At 74.5% G+C, this 15,138-nt stretch carries 6 protein-coding genes and 1 pseudogene; 3 read left to right on the forward strand and 4 right to left on the reverse strand.

Features of this window, described 5'->3' with window-relative positions; translation table 11 throughout:
- Positions 1–158: 158 nt before the first annotated feature.
- On the reverse strand, positions 159–695 hold the full coding sequence (locus tag IO40_RS0100005; protein WP_016472240.1) for a MarR family winged helix-turn-helix transcriptional regulator: 537 nt from the start codon (positions 693–695) through the stop codon (positions 159–161).
- A gap of 129 nt (positions 696–824) precedes the next feature.
- Here IO40_RS0100005 and IO40_RS0100010 point away from each other — a divergent pair, with 129 nt between their 5' ends.
- On the forward strand, positions 825–2,153 hold the full coding sequence (locus IO40_RS0100010; RefSeq protein WP_051719225.1) for an MFS transporter: 1,329 nt from the start codon (positions 825–827) through the stop codon (positions 2,151–2,153).
- Between the two features lie 168 nt (positions 2,154–2,321).
- Here the strand turns inward: IO40_RS0100010 and IO40_RS0100015 are convergent, their stop codons facing one another.
- Both IO40_RS0100015 and IO40_RS0100020 read right to left on the reverse strand, forming a co-directional pair.
- Positions 2,322–4,475 carry an ATP-binding SpoIIE family protein phosphatase gene (locus IO40_RS0100015; RefSeq protein WP_031174573.1) on the reverse strand — a complete coding sequence of 718 codons (2,154 nt, stop codon included), beginning with the start codon at positions 4,473–4,475 and terminating at the stop codon, positions 2,322–2,324.
- 183 nt (positions 4,476–4,658) lie between these two features.
- Positions 4,659–6,332, reverse strand: coding sequence for an NAD(P)/FAD-dependent oxidoreductase (locus IO40_RS0100020; protein WP_031174574.1), 1,674 nt, complete (start codon positions 6,330–6,332; stop codon positions 4,659–4,661).
- 326 nt (positions 6,333–6,658) lie between these two features.
- Here IO40_RS0100020 and IO40_RS0100025 point away from each other — a divergent pair, with 326 nt between their 5' ends.
- Positions 6,659–7,546, forward strand: a complete 888-nt coding sequence (locus IO40_RS0100025; protein ID WP_016472236.1) for a TetR/AcrR family transcriptional regulator — start codon at positions 6,659–6,661, stop codon at positions 7,544–7,546.
- 1,311 nt (positions 7,547–8,857) lie between these two features.
- Positions 8,858–9,373: pseudogene (locus IO40_RS39565) on the forward strand (RNA polymerase sigma factor); the annotation flags it as partial.
- Positions 9,374–10,593: 1,220 nt separating this feature from the next.
- Here the strand turns inward: IO40_RS39565 and IO40_RS0100035 are convergent.
- Positions 10,594–14,964, reverse strand: a complete 4,371-nt coding sequence (locus IO40_RS0100035) for an AfsR/SARP family transcriptional regulator (protein ID WP_031174577.1) — start codon at positions 14,962–14,964, stop codon at positions 10,594–10,596.
- Between the last annotated feature and the right edge of the window lie 174 nt (positions 14,965–15,138).

Below are 15,138 nucleotides of genomic sequence, written 5' to 3' on the forward strand. Positions count from 1 at the left end.
GAAGGGAGATCGTGCTCAGTAGAAGTTTCCGCCGGAACGGCGAGGTGGCCGCCGCGAAACCCCGAAGGGCTCGCTGGCAACCCGATGAACCTTACGGATCACTCGTCGTACTGTCAACCGACGGCCGGCCCGCCCCCGCGCGTGCTGACGGGGGCCGGTCAGTCGAGGTCGGTGAGCCTGCCGCCGGCGTCCGGCTGGGCGTGCTCGACGCGGCGGAGGAGGCGGGTGAGGAGCTCGCCCAGTTGTGTGCGCTCCTCGGTGGTGAGGTCCTGGAGCAGGTCCTCCTCGAAGACGGACGCCTTGCGCATGACCTCCAGCCACTTCTCGCGGCCGGTGTCGGTCAGGCCGATGATGACGCGGACCCGGTTGTCCTGGTCGCGCTCCCGGGTGACGAGTCCCTGGCCGAGCATGCGGTCGATGCGATGGGTCATCGCCGCCGGCGTGAGGCCCAGGCGCTTGGCGATGGTGCCGGGCCACAGTTGGTAGGGGCTGCCCGCCATGACGAGTTCCTTGAGGACCTCCCACTCGGGACCGGTCAGTCCCAGGGTGGCGAGCTGGCGGCTGTAGGCCACGTTCATCCGCCGGTCCAGCCGGCTCACGGCGTTGACCACCTTCTCCACCTGAGGGTCGAGATCGCGGTACTCGCGCTGGTAGATGGCGATCTGCTCGTCGAGGGTCGGCTGTCTGTCCGGCATGTGGTCAGTATCCCATGGCAGCTCGTTCATACTAAACGCTTGCCCTGTGTATCCTTTAGCATCGAATTTTAGCTTCGAAGTCTTCCTGTACACCCTCTCGAATCAAGGCAGGTGAGTGTGACCACGGCGATGACCGCCGCTCTGCGGCGGATCCAGCTCGGCAACGCGCTGGCAGCGTTCGGCAACGGCTTCACGGTGCCGTTCCTCTTCGTGTACGTCTCGCGGGTGCGGGAGCTCGGCGACGGGACCGCGGGTGCGGTGCTCGCCGCGTTCGCCGCCGCCGCGCTGGTCGTGCTGCCCTTCACGGGCCGCGTGATCGACCGGAGTGGACCGCTGGTGATGGTCGTCATCGGCGCGGTGGCCGCCGCGTCCGGTGCGCTGGGCTTCGGCCTGTCGACCAGTGCCCCCGCGGTGCTGGCCGCCTCGGCGGTGATGGGCGCCGGAATCGCCGTACTGCAACCCGCACTCGCCACGATGATCGTCTGGTGTTCGTCCCAGGGATCACGGTCGCGGGCCTTCGCCATCCAGTTCTTCCTCAACAACCTCGGGCTCGGCGTCGGTGGGCTGCTGGGCGGCATGCTCGTCGACGAGAGCGACCCGGCCAGCTTCACGATGCTGTTCGCGATCGAGGCCGTCATGTTCCTGGTGCTGCTCGCCGTGCTGATGACCGTGCGGGTCGCCCGTCCCGCCGAGGCGGCCACGGCGGACGGCCCCGGCGCCGCCCGCGGCTCCGGCTGGGGCGTGCTGCTGCGGGACCGGTCGATGGTGCTGCTGTGCGTCCTCGGCTTCGTGATCTTCTTCGCGTGCTACGGGCAGTTCGAGTCGGGGCTGTCGGCGTACGCCGTGGAGGTCACCCGGATCTCGACCGCGACGCTGGGCACCGCGCTGGCCGCGAACACGGCGATGATCGTCGTCGCGCAGTTCGTCGTGCTGCGGTTGGTCGAGAAGCGGCGGCGCAGCCGGGTCGTGGCCCTCGTCGGCATCATCTGGACCGTCGCATGGCTGGCCGCCGGGGCGTCCGGGCTCGTGGAGGGGGCGCAGGCGGTGGCGACCACACTGCTCATCACCACCTACGCGCTGTTCGGTTTCGGCGAGACGATGCTCGCGCCGACCGTCGCCCCGATGGTCGCCGATCTCGCCCCGGCCCGGTTCGTGGGCCAGTACAACTCGGCCTTCGCGCTGGTGAAGCAGCTGGCCCTGGCGATCGGCCCGGCCGTGGGCGGTGCCATCGCCGCCGCCGGTGCCTGGTCGGCGTACATCGGTCTGCTGGTGCTGTGCTGCCTGGGCGTCGCCGTGCTGGCGCTGGTGCTGGGGCGGCGCCTGCCGCAGTCGGTGGACCGGCCCGGTTCGGTGGTCGTCGCGCGCGGTGGTGCCGTACCCGAGGCGGAGGCCGCCGCCGGTGCGGAGCAGCCGGTGTCGGGACCCGGGACGGGCGAGCGGATGCCCAGCGCCGTGTGACCCGGCGGCCCGGCATCTCCCCGGGCCGCCCGCTTTCGGGCCCTCTCCGTGGGGCTACCCGGGGTGGTCCTCCCTGCGGGGGCTTTCCCTGTGGGCCGTTTTTACGGCGCCCTCCGACCGCCGCCGGGCGGGCGGGGGGCGCCGTTTCGTCGCGGGGCCGCGAAGAGGTCAGCAGCCGGGCAGTACGAATTCGCACCAGACGGATTTGCCGCCGCCCGGTGTGCGCCGGCAGCCCCACGAGGTCGCGATCGTGGCGACGATCGAGATTCCCCGCCCGCTCTCGTCGGCCGGCTCCGCGCGGCGGCGCCGGGGCAGGTGCTCGTCCCCGTCGGTGACCTCGATGATCAGGCGGCGGTCGGTGCGGCGCAGCCGCAGCCGCATGGGCGGGACGCCGTGCTGGAGGGAATTGGCCACCAGCTCGCTGGTGGCCAGGACGCCCAGGTCGCGGAGTTCGGCCGGGAACCGCCAGGAGGCCAGTACCCCGGAGGCGAACGCGCGGGCGCGGGGCGCCGCCTCCGTGCCGCCCAGCAGGTCGAGGGTGGCGTTGTGGAACAGTTCGGCGTCCTGTCCGGTGCGCTCGGGGTGCTGGCACACCAGGAGCGCCACGTCGTCGTCGTGGTCCTCGCTGATGCCCAGGGCGCGCAGCAGACGGTCGCAGATGATGTCGGGTGAACCACTCGCACCCGCGAACGCCTGTTCCAGTGCGGTGACGCCTTCGTCGATGTCGGCGTCGCGGCGTTCGATCAGCCCGTCCGTGTAGAGGACGGCGGTGGCGCCGGGCGGCAGCGGCAGGCTTCCTGACGTGTGCAGCCAGCCTCCGGTGCCCAGCGGCGGCCCGGTGTGCTCGGTGGCGACCCGGACGGTGCCTTCCGGGTCGCGGACGAGGATGGGCACATGGCCGGCCGAGGCGTAGGCGAGACAGCCCTCGTTCGGGTCGTGGACGGCGTAGACGCAGGTGGCGATCTGGTTGGCGTCGATCTCCGCGGCGAGTCCGTCGAGCAGTTGCAGCACTTCGTGCGGTGGCAGGTCGAGCCGTGCGTAGGCGCGGACCGCGGTGCGCAACTGACCCATGACGGCGGCGGCCCGGACACCGCGCCCCATGACGTCGCCGATCACCAGCGCGGTACGGCCCGCGCCCAGCGTGATCACGTCGTACCAGTCGCCGCCCACCGCCGCGTCGGTGCCGCCCGGCAGGTAGGTGGCCGCGACGCGCAGATCGTCCGGCTGTTCCAGTTCCTGCGGCAGCAGACTGCGTTGAAGGGTGACGGCCGCCTCCCGCTGGCGGCGTTCGCTGGCGCGCAGCCGTTCGAGGGCCTCCACCTGATCGGTGACCTCGGCGGCGAAGATCAGCACCCCGCTGTCACCCGAAGTGGTGATGGGGGTGCAGGTGAAGGTGTAGTAGTGGGCTGTGCGCCGCCTCCGGCCCGGCGTGGTGCCCGCCGGAGCGGGGCCGCGCCGGTCCGGGACCGTCTCCGTCCGACGCTTCGGCACCCGGCGGGACTTGACCGTACGGGGCGTACCGCTGCGCCGTACCTGGTCCATCAACGGCAGCAGCCCCAGTTCCACCAGTTCCGGCATGGCCTCGCGGGCCGGCGCGCCGAGGGGACGCGGCCCGAACGCGTTCACATAGGCCTCGTTGACGAACGCGATCCGGTGCTCCGCGCCGTGGACGACCGCGGCCAGCGCGGGCACCTGGCCGAGCAGGGCGTGGATCGGCAGGGAGTCGATCGCGTGCGCGGGCTGCTGCGCCGCCCTGACAGTGCCGGCCGCGGCACCGGTGTCCGCCGCGCCGCGTCGTCCGTACGCCGTTGCCGGTCCGTCCGGGCCCTCGCGTCCGGCCGCCTCGGCGGCGGGGCGGCTGCGGGCGCCGGGGACGGTGGGTGCGGTGACGGTGTCCGTGCGTCGGTCCGGTGCCGCCTCACGGGGTGCGCCGGCGGTCCGGGCGCCGTCCGGGTCCGTCCCGGCGTACGGCATACCGGGATCGCTGCGGTCCGGCAGGGAGGCATCGGGCCCCTCCGCACCGGCCGCTCCCTTCGCGCCGCCGGCCGGGTCGGACGTCCCGTGTTCGCCGCCCGCGTTCTCCGGGGCGGCGGAGCCGCTGGCGACGGGGGAGTTGCCGGTGTCGGTGGATCCGCCCGCACCGCCGGGGTCCCGGTCGTCGTCAGGGGTGCCGGTGTCCGTGTCGGAGGTGGTGTCGGCCGTGCCGGTGGTGTCGGTCGTTTCTGCGCTGTCGGACGACCTCGCTCGCGCCCTTATCGCGGCCCTGGCCGCGGTCCGCCGCTGTGTGCCGGGCAGTCGGGCGCTCCAGCGCGTGAAGTTCACGTCGTCCGATTCCTTGTGTGATTCGCTGTGTTCGCTCGGGTCGCTCAGGGGCCGCTTCGGCAATCACTCTTCGCAGACGCGGGCCCACCCATGGTCACACGCCCAGTGTGGCGCACCGGACCACTGTTCGTCAGACGCCGCGGGGCGCCGAACGCGCGTCCGGGACCGCCGGGCGCGGGGGCGTCAGTCCTTGTCGGGACGCGGCACGCCGCCCGCCGCCAGCTCGAACTCGGCGCGCGGGTGTTCCAGCGAACCGAGCGACACGATCTCCCGCTCGAACAGACCCGAGAGCACCCATTCGGCCAGCACCCGGGCCTTGCGGTTGAAGGTCGGCACGCGACTGAGGTGATAGGCGCGGTGCATGAACCAGGCAGGGTAGCCCTTGAGTTTCCGCCCGTACACGTGCGCGACGCCCTTGTGCAGACCCAGTGACGCGACGGAGCCCGCGTGTGCGTGCCGGTAGGGGGTGGGCTCCCGTCCGTCCAGGACCGCGACGAGGTTGTCGGCGAGACGACGGGCCTGGCGTACGGCGTGCTGTGCGTTGGGGGCGCACACAGGCAGCTCCGCGCCGCCCGAGGAAGCCTGCGCCGCCGTGGCCCGTCTGCCTGTTCCCCGTCCTTTCCCGGGTTCTCTTTCGGGGCCTGTTCCGGCACCTGTTTCCGGGCTTCTCTCCGGGCCTGTTTCCCGTCCTGTTTCCAGACCTCTCTGCTGGCCTGTTTGCGGAGCTGTTTCCGTGCCGGCTTCCGCTGTCGGGGGATCGGGGACGGCCGACAGGTCGGGCACGGCTGCCGCGTCGCCGGCCGCCCACGCGTGCGGGACGCCCTCCACGCGGAGTGCGGCGTCGCACCGGAGCCGGCCCCGGGACGTCAACGGCAGGCCGGTACGGGCCAGCAGAGGGTGCGGTTTGACGCCCGCCGTCCACACGAGGGTGCGGGTCGGATGCCGGGAGCCGTCGCTGAGGGCGGCGATCCGGTTCTCGCACGAGTCGAGACGGGTGCCGAGGCGGACATCGATGTTGCGGGCCCGCAGCTCGCGCAGCGCATAGCCGCCCATCTCCTCCCCCACCTCCGGAAGGATGCGGTCACTGGCCTCCACCAGCAGAAATCGCAGGTCCTCCGCCGCGACATTGTGGTAGGAGCGGCAGGCGTGGCGCGCCATGTCCTCCAGTTCGGCCAGTGCCTCGACGCCCGCGTACCCGCCGCCGACGAAGACGAAGGTGAGTGCCGCGTCGCGGACGGCCGGGTCCCGAGTGGAGGAGGCGATGTCGAGCTGTTCGAGAACGTGGTTGCGCAGCCCGATGGCCTCCTCGACGGTCTTGAAACCGATGCCGTGTTCGGCGAGCCCCGGCACGGGGAGGGTGCGGGAGACGGAACCGGGAGCCAGCACCAGCTCCGTGTAGGGCAGTTCGACGGTCTGCGGCTCGACCCGCCGGCCCGGGCCCGCCTGGGCGGCGCGCGCCGCGTCGGCCTCCGCCGTGGCCAGGGTGCTGACGTGTGCGACGCGGCGTTCGTGGTCGATGCTGCGCGCCTCGCCGACGACGATCTGGCAGTGCGGCAGGACCCGGCGCAGCGGCACGACGACGTGGCGGGGCGAGATCGAACCCGCCGCGGCTTCGGGCAGGAACGGCTGGTACGTCATGTACGGGTCAGGGTCCAGGACCGTGATGGTGACCCCGGGGGCGAGGGCCTCGCCCGGCTGCGGCGCGTGAGCGGAACGGGCCGCCCCGCCGAGCCGCCGCCGCAGCCTGCGCTGGAGCCGCAGCGCGGTGTACATGCCGACGTAGCCGCCGCCGACGACGAGGATGCGCGTGGCTGCCGCGGGTTCGTTCGTGGCCTTCGTCACTCGTCCATGACGCACCCTCAGCCCCCGGTTTGTCCACAGGCCCCGCAATTCGTATGACCGGTATGCGCCGGGCGCGGGCTCTCGGCTCCGCCGCGGTGGCGCTGGCGGTCGGCGCAGGTCACCTACGGCCACGGCGGGGGCGCGCGGGCCGCGTCACCTCGTACGGCGGGCAGTGTGCGCCACAGGTGTTGGGAGCCGCACGAAGACGCCCCCTTCTCTCACGCCCTGGGCTCAACTATGTTCGTATCCGAGCGGGGTGCGGCAGGTGGACCATTGCGCCGCGTCCCAGCCCCGCAGACGCGGGGGTCTCCGGGGGGAGACAGAGATTTACCGGGGGAACAATGACGCACATTCAGGGTATGCACGGCTCTCATGCCGCCACGGCGACGACGGCTGCCGTCACCGCGCTCGCCGACAGCCGGCCCACCACCACGAACTCCGCGGCCGGCCCCGCGCGGGCGACCGCCACGGCACCCGCCGCCGCACCGCGCACCGCACCGCTGCGGGTGGACGCGCAGCGGAACCTCGAACACGTCCTGCGCGCGGCCCGCGAGGTCTTCGGTGAGCTGGGCTACGGCGCACCCATGGAAGACGTCGCCCGCCGTGCGCGGGTCGGCGTCGGGACGGTCTACCGCCGCTTCCCGAGCAAAGACGTCCTCGTGCGGCGGATCGCCGAGGAGGAGACGGCACGGCTGACCGAACAGGCCCGCGCCGCTCTCGGCCAGGAGGAAGAGCCGTGGTCGGCGCTCTCCCGGTTCCTGCGCACCTCCGTCGCCTCGGGCGCCGGGCGGCTCCTGCCGCCCCGGATACTGCGAGCCGAGGGCTGGACGGACGGCACACCGAGGGTTCCGCAGCAGCGGGCACCCGCCCACACCGAGTACGCCGACGCCGAGTACGCCAACGCCTCCGGGACCGGCGCTCCCACGGGCGCCGGCGCACCGCCGGACCTGCGGATCGTCGAGCGCACGCCGGCCGACTCGGCGGCCGGCGTCGGATACGACGGGCTGGACGAGGACCCGGGCGCCGTGGAACTGCTCCAGGTCGTCGGCCAGTTGGTCGAGCGGGCCCGCGCCGCGGGGGAACTGCGTCCGGATGTGACCGTCAGCGATGTGCTCCTGGTGATAGCCACCGCCGCGCCGTCCCTGCCCGACGCGGCGCAACAGGCCGCCGCCTCCACCCGGCTGCTGGACATCCTGCTGGAAGGGCTGCGCTCCCGCACCGCGCACTGAGGGCGACGGTGGTGGTACGTCCACCGTGTTGTGACCTGCCGTGCCGTGCTCTGCCGTTGTTGTGACGTTGTGTTGCGTCCCGACGTGTTGTGACGTGACGTGTTGTGGCGTGTCGTGTCGTGACCTGCCGTGCTGCGCGGAGCCTCTGTGGCTGAGCGGCCCCGGTTTTGCGGAACCGATGCCTTGGGCTGTGGGGCTGGCTGGGCCTTTGGGGACGGTGCCCTGTGGCTGAGGGGCTTGGCTTCGGGGGACGGTGCGCGGGTTGCTCGGGTGGCGGTGCGGTGCCGTGTGATGCGGCGGTGCTGCGTGAGTGAGCAGTGCGGCACGGTGCTTCGGTGCGGTGTGAGGCAGTGGTGCGGCGTGGTGCCTTCGGGCTGTGCCGTGTGTTGGTGGGATACGTCGCGGTGGTGCGGTACGTCGCCGTCGTGCGGCGGGCCGCCGTCGTGAGGGGCGCCGTCGTGGGGCGTCACCGTCGTGGGGGGTGTGCTCGGACGGCGATTCGTTCGTACGTCTGTGCGTTGTACCCCCGACGAGGGTGATTGGTCTGCTTGCCGGGCTCCGGAACTGCGGTGCTGTGCCACGCTGACGCGATGTTCCGCAGGCAGCGTGTGCAGGGAAGTCGCGGCTATGGGTGCTGACGGACAGCGGAAGCGGGGGCACGGTTCGGAGCGGGGAGCCCCGCCGCACGGGGAGTCTTCGGGGGAAGCCCACCACGTACCGGCGCAGGGCGCCCCTTCCGACCGGGAGACCGCAGACCCGCCTCCGGCCCCCTCCCGGCACGCTCCCGAACAGCGAGCGCCGGCGCGGGACGCCGCGGAGGGAAACACCTCCGGGCGGAGCGCCTCGGAGCAGCATGTGCCGGAGCACGTACCGGAGCAGCGTGGGCCGCATGACGCTCGGGCGACGCGGCACGGGGCCGTTCCGCCCGGTGTCGGTGCCGCTGATGACCGTGACAGTGGCGGGAGCGGCGGCGGCGCCCCTGCCGGGGGCGAGGCCGAGCCGGACGGAGGCCGGGTCGGGCCCCGCCACGGAGCCGCCCCGTCCCCGATCGATGGCGTCGGTGCCGGCGGGAGGGAGAAGGGGAGCGGGAACGAGAACGCGAGTGGGGAGGGGTGCGCAGACGAGAACGGGGGCGGAGGCGAGCCGTCGTCGCGGGCGAGTGGTGACGGCCCGGGCGGGCGGGAGCGCGGAGGCACCCGCAGCGTGGACGGGCGCGGGGGCCGGGGCAGCGGGTCCGGGAGTGCGGGGCCCCTGAGCGACACGGCGGATGGTGGCTCGCGGGGGGTCTCCGACACCGAGTTGGTCTCGCGGATGAGGGAGGGGGACCAGTGTGCGTACGCGGAGCTGTACCGGCGGCACGCCGAGCCGGTGCGACGGTACGCCCGTACCTGTTGCCGGGACGCGGACACGGCTGAGGACCTGACGGGTGAGGTGTTCGCGCGCACCCTCCAGGCCGTCCGGAACGGCAAGGGCCCGCAGACAGCGGTGCGGGCCTACCTGCTCGCTTCCGTACGGCATGTGGCCGCCGACTGGGCGCGGACGCGGCGGCGCGAGCAGCTGGTGGCCGACTTCGCGGTCTTCGTGCAGGCGGCGGCGGACGCCTCGGCGGGTCGGGAGGCGGAGACGCTCGACCTGGGCGCCGACGTCCGGGCGATGCGGCAGGCCGAACGGACACTCGTGGTGAGGGCGTTCCGGAGCCTGTCGGAGCACGACCGGATGCTGCTGTGGCACACGGCCGTCGAGGGCGCCAAGCCGCAGGATGTGGCTCCGCTGCTGGGCACGACGCGGGGTGCGGTGGCGACGGCGGCGCACCGGGCCCGTGAACACCTCAAGCAGGCGTACCTCCAGGCGCACGTCAGCCGGGCGCTCACGGCGGGCGGTGAGTGTGCGAGGTTCGCCGACCGGCTCGGCGCCTTCGCCCGTGGCGGGCTGCGGATGCGGGCCGAACGCGGGGTGGCCCGGCACTTGGAGGAGTGCGCGGAGTGCAGCCGGGCGGCGTCGGAGGTCCGCGACCTCAACCAGCACATCAGGCTGCTGGTGCCGGTGGCGCTCATCGGCTGGTTCGGCACGGCGGGTGGCGCGAAGGCGTTCGCCGCGCTGCTGGGCGGCGGTATGAGCGCGGCGGGCGCGGGCGGTGCGGCAGCGGCCGGTGGGAGCGCGGCTTCCGGCGCTGGAGCCGGTGCCGGGGCTGGAGCCGGTGGTACCGGTGGTGCGGGCGGGGCCGCTGCTGAAGGGCTCGGTACGCCGGCGAAGGTCGGTATCGGGCTGGGGGTCGTCGCCGCTGCCGGTGCCGTACTGGCCTACGCGCTGACGGGAGGGGATGAGGAGCCCCCGAAGAAACCGCAGGCCCGTCACCCCGCGCCGCCGGCCGCCCCCCGGCAGCCGCCCAGCCCGGAGCCGCCCGAGCCGGAGCCGCCCCGGCCGCGGCCCGCGCCGGCCGAGCCACAGCCCGCGCGGAAGGCGTCACCCGAGGCGCCGCCACCGCCGGTCCGCCCGGCGCCCGCCGCGAAGCCCGGGCCGGCACCACGGCCTGCTCCACCGCCCCCTCCGCCTCCGGAGTCCGAGCCCGCGCCCGAGCCGACGCCGCCCGAGCGCCCCCGGCCGGTTCCGCCGCCCCCGCCCCCTCCCCCGGTCGCCGAGCACGTGGTGGAGGTGACGGAGCACCGGGTGACGGTGCGGTCCACCGTCGGGGGGCGGACCGTGCGGGTGGTGGTGGAGCGTCGGGCCCCATCGGAGACACTCGGTGGGCATGCAGGGTCCGTTTCCGTCTCCCTGACGTCGTCCGAGCGCGCGACAGCCGGGCGCCCGAGGGCCGAACGCCCGGGGACCGAACGCTCGGCGGCCGGACATTCGGCGTCCGAACGTTCTGCGTCCGGGCGCTCGGCGTCCAAACGCTTGACGGCCCAGCCCTCGGCGTCCGGGCACTCGGCAGCCGGGCGTCCCGCCTCCAGGCGTACGGCCATCGGGGGTCCGGCCTCCGGGCACGGGCAGTCCGACACGTCGGCGTCGCCGTCCGCGGCGCCACCGTCCCGGTCAACGCCGTCCCGCTACCCGTCCCCGCCGGTGTCGCCGTCGAGGACGCCGTCGTCGCCCGGGGCATCGTCGTCCGGGGCGTCGCCGTCGGGGGCGTCGCCGTCGGAGGCGTCGTCTTCCGGTGCATCGCCCTCCGGTGTGTCACCGGCGAGGTCGTCGTCCGGGGCGGCCTCGTCGGCGTCGAGTTGGGCGCACAGTTTGTCGAGGCAGGCGGCGGCCTCCTCGGCGGACAGCGGCGGTTCGGCGGTGCCGGCGGCCCCGCGCTCGGCCCCACCCGGGTCGGCCTCCCGGCCCTGACCCCCGTCCCGGCGGCCCTCGGGGGAGGCGGCGCCGGAGAAGGCGCGGACCATACCGTCCAGGCGGAGTTCCGGGACACTCGCCGGGAGTTCGCGGCGCAGCCGTGCGGCGGCGTCCGCGAAGCGCAGGGCGAGCGCGTGCCGGCCGGCGCGGGACAGTACGTACCCGGCGGTCAGCAGAGTGTGGCCCAGGAGGTGGTCGGGGACGGCGACCTCCACGGCGGTACGCACCGCCGACCGCGCCGCGCGGAAGGCTCGGGGGAGGTGGCCGGACCCCTCGTCGGCGGCGATGCGCGCGTCGAGGTCGAGCAGCAGCACCTCCAGGGCGGCGGGCGGGGTGCCGACCCCCGCGTACTCCCTCGTCCGCAGGTGGAGGCGGCGGGCGCGGGCGGTGTCACCCTGTTCCACCGCCGCGACCGCGCGGACGTAGACGGCGAGGGTCTGGGCGTCGCGAATGCCGAGCTGATCGGCGTCCGCGATGGCGCGCCGGGCGAGGGAGTCGGCCTGCTCCGCGTCGCCCTGGCGGTACCAGATCTCGGCGATACGGGCGAGCAGCACCGGCATCTCCGTGAGGGCGCCGAGCTGCTGTGCGTGGCGCAGCGCGACCTCGCACTCGGCGCGGGCGTCCTCGTAGCGGCCTTCCTGTACGGCGATTTCGGCGCGCAGTCCGGACACCTGGCTGAGCAGCCAGCGGTCGCCGGTGCTGTCGGCGAGGGCGTCGAGTTCGGGCAGGTATTCGCGGATACCGGCGTATCCGGCTTCTCCGTCGGGGAGGTCGAGGCGGACGTGCGCCTGGAAGAGGAGGGAGACGGCCAGCGCCCAGGGGGAGCCGTGGCGGCGGCAGTTGGCGACGGTGTCCCGGACGGATGCGACGAGGCCCCGGGTGCCCTCCAGCATGTGGGCGGTGACCGGCCACAGCATGCCGGGGAAGCGGGCGGAGGCCGGTCCCGGGGTGCGGAAGAAGGCGACCAGTTCCGCGGCGACGGCGCGGCGGCCGGGGTCGGTGAGCAGTTCCTGCGTGCGGTGCTCGGCGAGGAGGAAGCAGTCGAGGAGCTGGAACTCGCGGTAGAGCAGTTCCTCCTCCCCGGTGCGCTCCTCCGGTGCGGCGGGCAGCAGGGAGAGGGCGGACTTGGCCCATCCGGAGCCCTCGTCGCGGTAGTTGCGCAGCCACCAGAACCAGCCGACGGCGCGCACCAGCGCGGCGAGTGTTTCCAGGTCCCGGGCGCGCAGGGCGCGATGGAGGGCCGCCCGGATGTTGTCGAGGTCGGCCTCGACGCGGGGCAGCCAGGAGAGTTGTTCGGCCGAGCGGATACGGGGTTCGGCGGCCGTGGCGAAGCGGAGTATCTGCGCGGTGTGCCGGTCCTCGGCCGCGTCCCGGTCGTCCGCGTGCTCGGCGGCGCGTTCGCGGGCGTAGTCGTGGATGGTCTCCAGCATCCGGTAGCGCACACCGGTGCCCGCCAGGGCGGGCGGCTGGTCGGCGACGAGTATGGACTTGTCCACGAGGGCGGACAGCAGATCGAGTACGTCGTCGGGACGGTTGTCCGCGCCGCCGCGCCCCCCGTCACCGTCGTCGGCCCCGTCGTCGGCCCCGTCCGCGCACACGTGCTCGGCGGCGGACAGGGTGCAGCCGCCGGCGAAGACGGACAGCCGGCGCACGACGGTGCGCTCCCGCTCGTCCAGCAGGTCCCACGACCAGTCGACCACGGCCCGCAGCGTCTGCTGGCGCGGCAGGACGGTACGGCTGCCGCTGGTCAGCAGGCGGAACCGGTCGTCCAGCCGGTCCGCGATCTGGCGCGGGGTCAGCGACCGCAGCCGGGCCGCGGCCAGTTCGATCGCCAACGGCAGCCCGTCGAGGCGCCGGCAGATCTCCGCCACCGCCGCCGGGTCCTCCCCGGTGCGGAAACCGGGACTGGCGGCGGCGGCACGGTCGGCGAAGAGACGGTGCGCGGACGCCGGTGGCAGCGGCTCGACCGGGCGTACGGCCTCCCCCGGCACCCCGAGCGGCTCCCTGCTGGTCGCCAGCACGGTCAGCCCGGGGCAGTGCGCCAGCAGCGTCTCGGCGAGGGTGGCCGCCGCATGGATGACGTGCTCGCAGTTGTCGAGCACCAGCAGCGTGGTGCGGTGCTCCAGGTGTTCGACCAGCAGCCCGGTGGCGTCCTGTTCGCCGCCCAGCGATCGGGCGCCCTCGGTGGCCGCGGTGGACAGGGCCGTCACCCGGCGGCCGAGTGCGCTGAGGACGGCGCCGGGGACGGCCGCGGGGTGGTCGAGCGGCGCCAGCTCCACCAGCCAGGTGCCGTCCGGGTACGGCGCCGGTGCGGCGGCTGCCGCGGTCGCCGCGACCTCCTCGGCGAGCCGCGTCTTCCCGGAACCGCCCGGCCCGGTCAGGGTGACCAGCCGGGAGCCGGTCAGGTCGGTGCCGATCGCGGCGATCTCGGCCTCCCGCCCCACGAAGCTGGTCAGCCGCGCCCGGAGATTGCCGGGCGCGCGCCGCGTCCCGCCCGACCGGTCCTCGCCCCACCGGTCCTCGCCCCACCGGTCCTCGCCCCACCGGTCGCCGTCCCATCGGTCGCCGTCCCACCGGTCACTGTTCCGGTACGGCATCCCGTGGGGGGCGGAGGGCTCGGGGTACGAGGGGGATGCGGGGTGCGCGGAGTGCGTGGGGGGCGTGGAGTGTGTGGAGTGCGTGGGGGACGTGGACGGTGCGGACGGTGTTGCTGCTGTTGCCGGTGCGGCTGGTGTGGACGGCTCGGGGTGCGCGGAGGGCGTGGGGCGCGCGGGGTACGCGGACGGCTCGCGGTGCGCGGACGGTGCGGAATGGGCCGGGGGCTCGGTGGGGGCCGGGGGCTCCGCGTAGGCGGGTTGCGCGGAAGGTGCCGGGTGCGCCTGGGCGGGGCCGGGAGCCGGTGCGGTTCCCGCTGCGGGGGCGGTCCCGTGGCCGGGGGCGGGGTTCACGGTGCCGGCCGTACCCGGGGCGGCGGCTGACCCAGGGGCGGCATCCGGGCCGGGGCGGGCGGCCGGTCCAGGACGGGTGGCCGGGCCGGTGGCGGCGTTCGGGGAGCCGGGGGTGGTGCCTGGGGCTGTGCCCAGCTGGCCGGCGGCTCTGCTCCGGTCCGCCGGGCCTCTCCCGTGGCTGGCGCTCCAGTTCGCCGGGTCTCTCTCATAGTTGGCGCTCCGGTCCGCCGGGCCGGCGCTCTCAGCGGCGCCGCTCCCGCCAGAACGCGTCCCGGTGCCGGCACCGGGACCGGGACCGCGGCCGGTGGTGTGCGGGCCTGCCCACGTGCCCGGCGCCGTACCCGGTGCGGCGCCCGGTTCCGTGGCGGGGGCCACGGTGCCGGGTCTCGGGGTCCCGGCGGCCAGCAGCTCCGCGTGCAGGGCGCGCAGCTCGGCGCCCGGGTCGGCGCCGAGGCGGGTGGCTATGCCGCGGCGTACGGACTCGTACTCGGCCAGTGCCTCCGCCGTACGCCCGCTCTCGTGCAGGGCGCGCAGCCGCAGCACCTGCAACGGCTCGTCCAGCGGGTGCTCAGGGGCGAGCTGTCGCAGTTCCGGGAGGATCTGCGCGGCGCGGCCGAGGGCGAGGTCGGCGGCGAACCGCCGGTGCAGGGCCGCATGGCGGAGCGCCTCGGCACGGGCGGCGGCGGTGGCCCGGTCGGGCAGGTCGGCGAGGGCCGGGCCGCGCCACAGGGCGAGCGCTTCCCGGAGGAGGTCGGCGGCGTGTGCGGGGTCGCCGTCCGCCAGGGCCCGTTCGCCCTCGGCGGCGAGCCGTTCGAAGCGGTGCAGGTCGACCTCGTCGCGGTCGGGATCGACGCGCAGCCGGTAGCCGCCGGGCAGCGACTCGACGGCTTCCTTGCCGAGGGCCCGGCGCAGTCTGCCGACGAGGGCCTGGAGCGCGGCCGGTGCGTTCTCGGGCATCGCGTCGTCCTCGGCGTCCGCCCAGATCTCTTCGATGAGGGTCCGCGGCGAGACGGGTGCGCAGCCGTGGGCGCGCAGCGCGAGCGCGGCGAGCAGCGCGCGCAGCCGCTGCCCGCTCAGCGGGAGCGGCCGATCCGCTTCGTCGCGGGCCTCGCTGGGGCCCAGGATCAGATAGCGCACCGCCCCATTGTCCCTGTCGTCCCCGTCCGGCCCCTCCGCTTTTCCGCCCGGCCCCGGGGCCGGACCTCCGCCGCCCCCATCGCCTCCCGGCGGACCTGCGGCGCACCGTCCGGGCCCGCGGCACCCCTCCGGCCCCGTGGCACACCGTACGGCGCGTCACGGTGTCACCCCCAC

Source organism: Streptomyces albus subsp. albus (assembly GCF_000725885.1).
Classification (GTDB): domain Bacteria; phylum Actinomycetota; class Actinomycetes; order Streptomycetales; family Streptomycetaceae; genus Streptomyces; species Streptomyces albus.

Excerpts from the sequence above, each read along its gene's own strand:
- IO40_RS0100005 (WP_016472240.1), bottom strand. The coding sequence starts at position 695 with ATGCCGGACAGACAGCCGACCCTCGACGAGCAGATCGCCATCTACCAG.
- IO40_RS0100010 (WP_051719225.1), top strand. The coding sequence starts at position 825 with ATGACCGCCGCTCTGCGGCGGATCCAGCTCGGCAACGCGCTGGCAGCG.
- IO40_RS0100025 (WP_016472236.1), top strand. The coding sequence starts at position 6,659 with ATGACGCACATTCAGGGTATGCACGGCTCTCATGCCGCCACGGCGACG.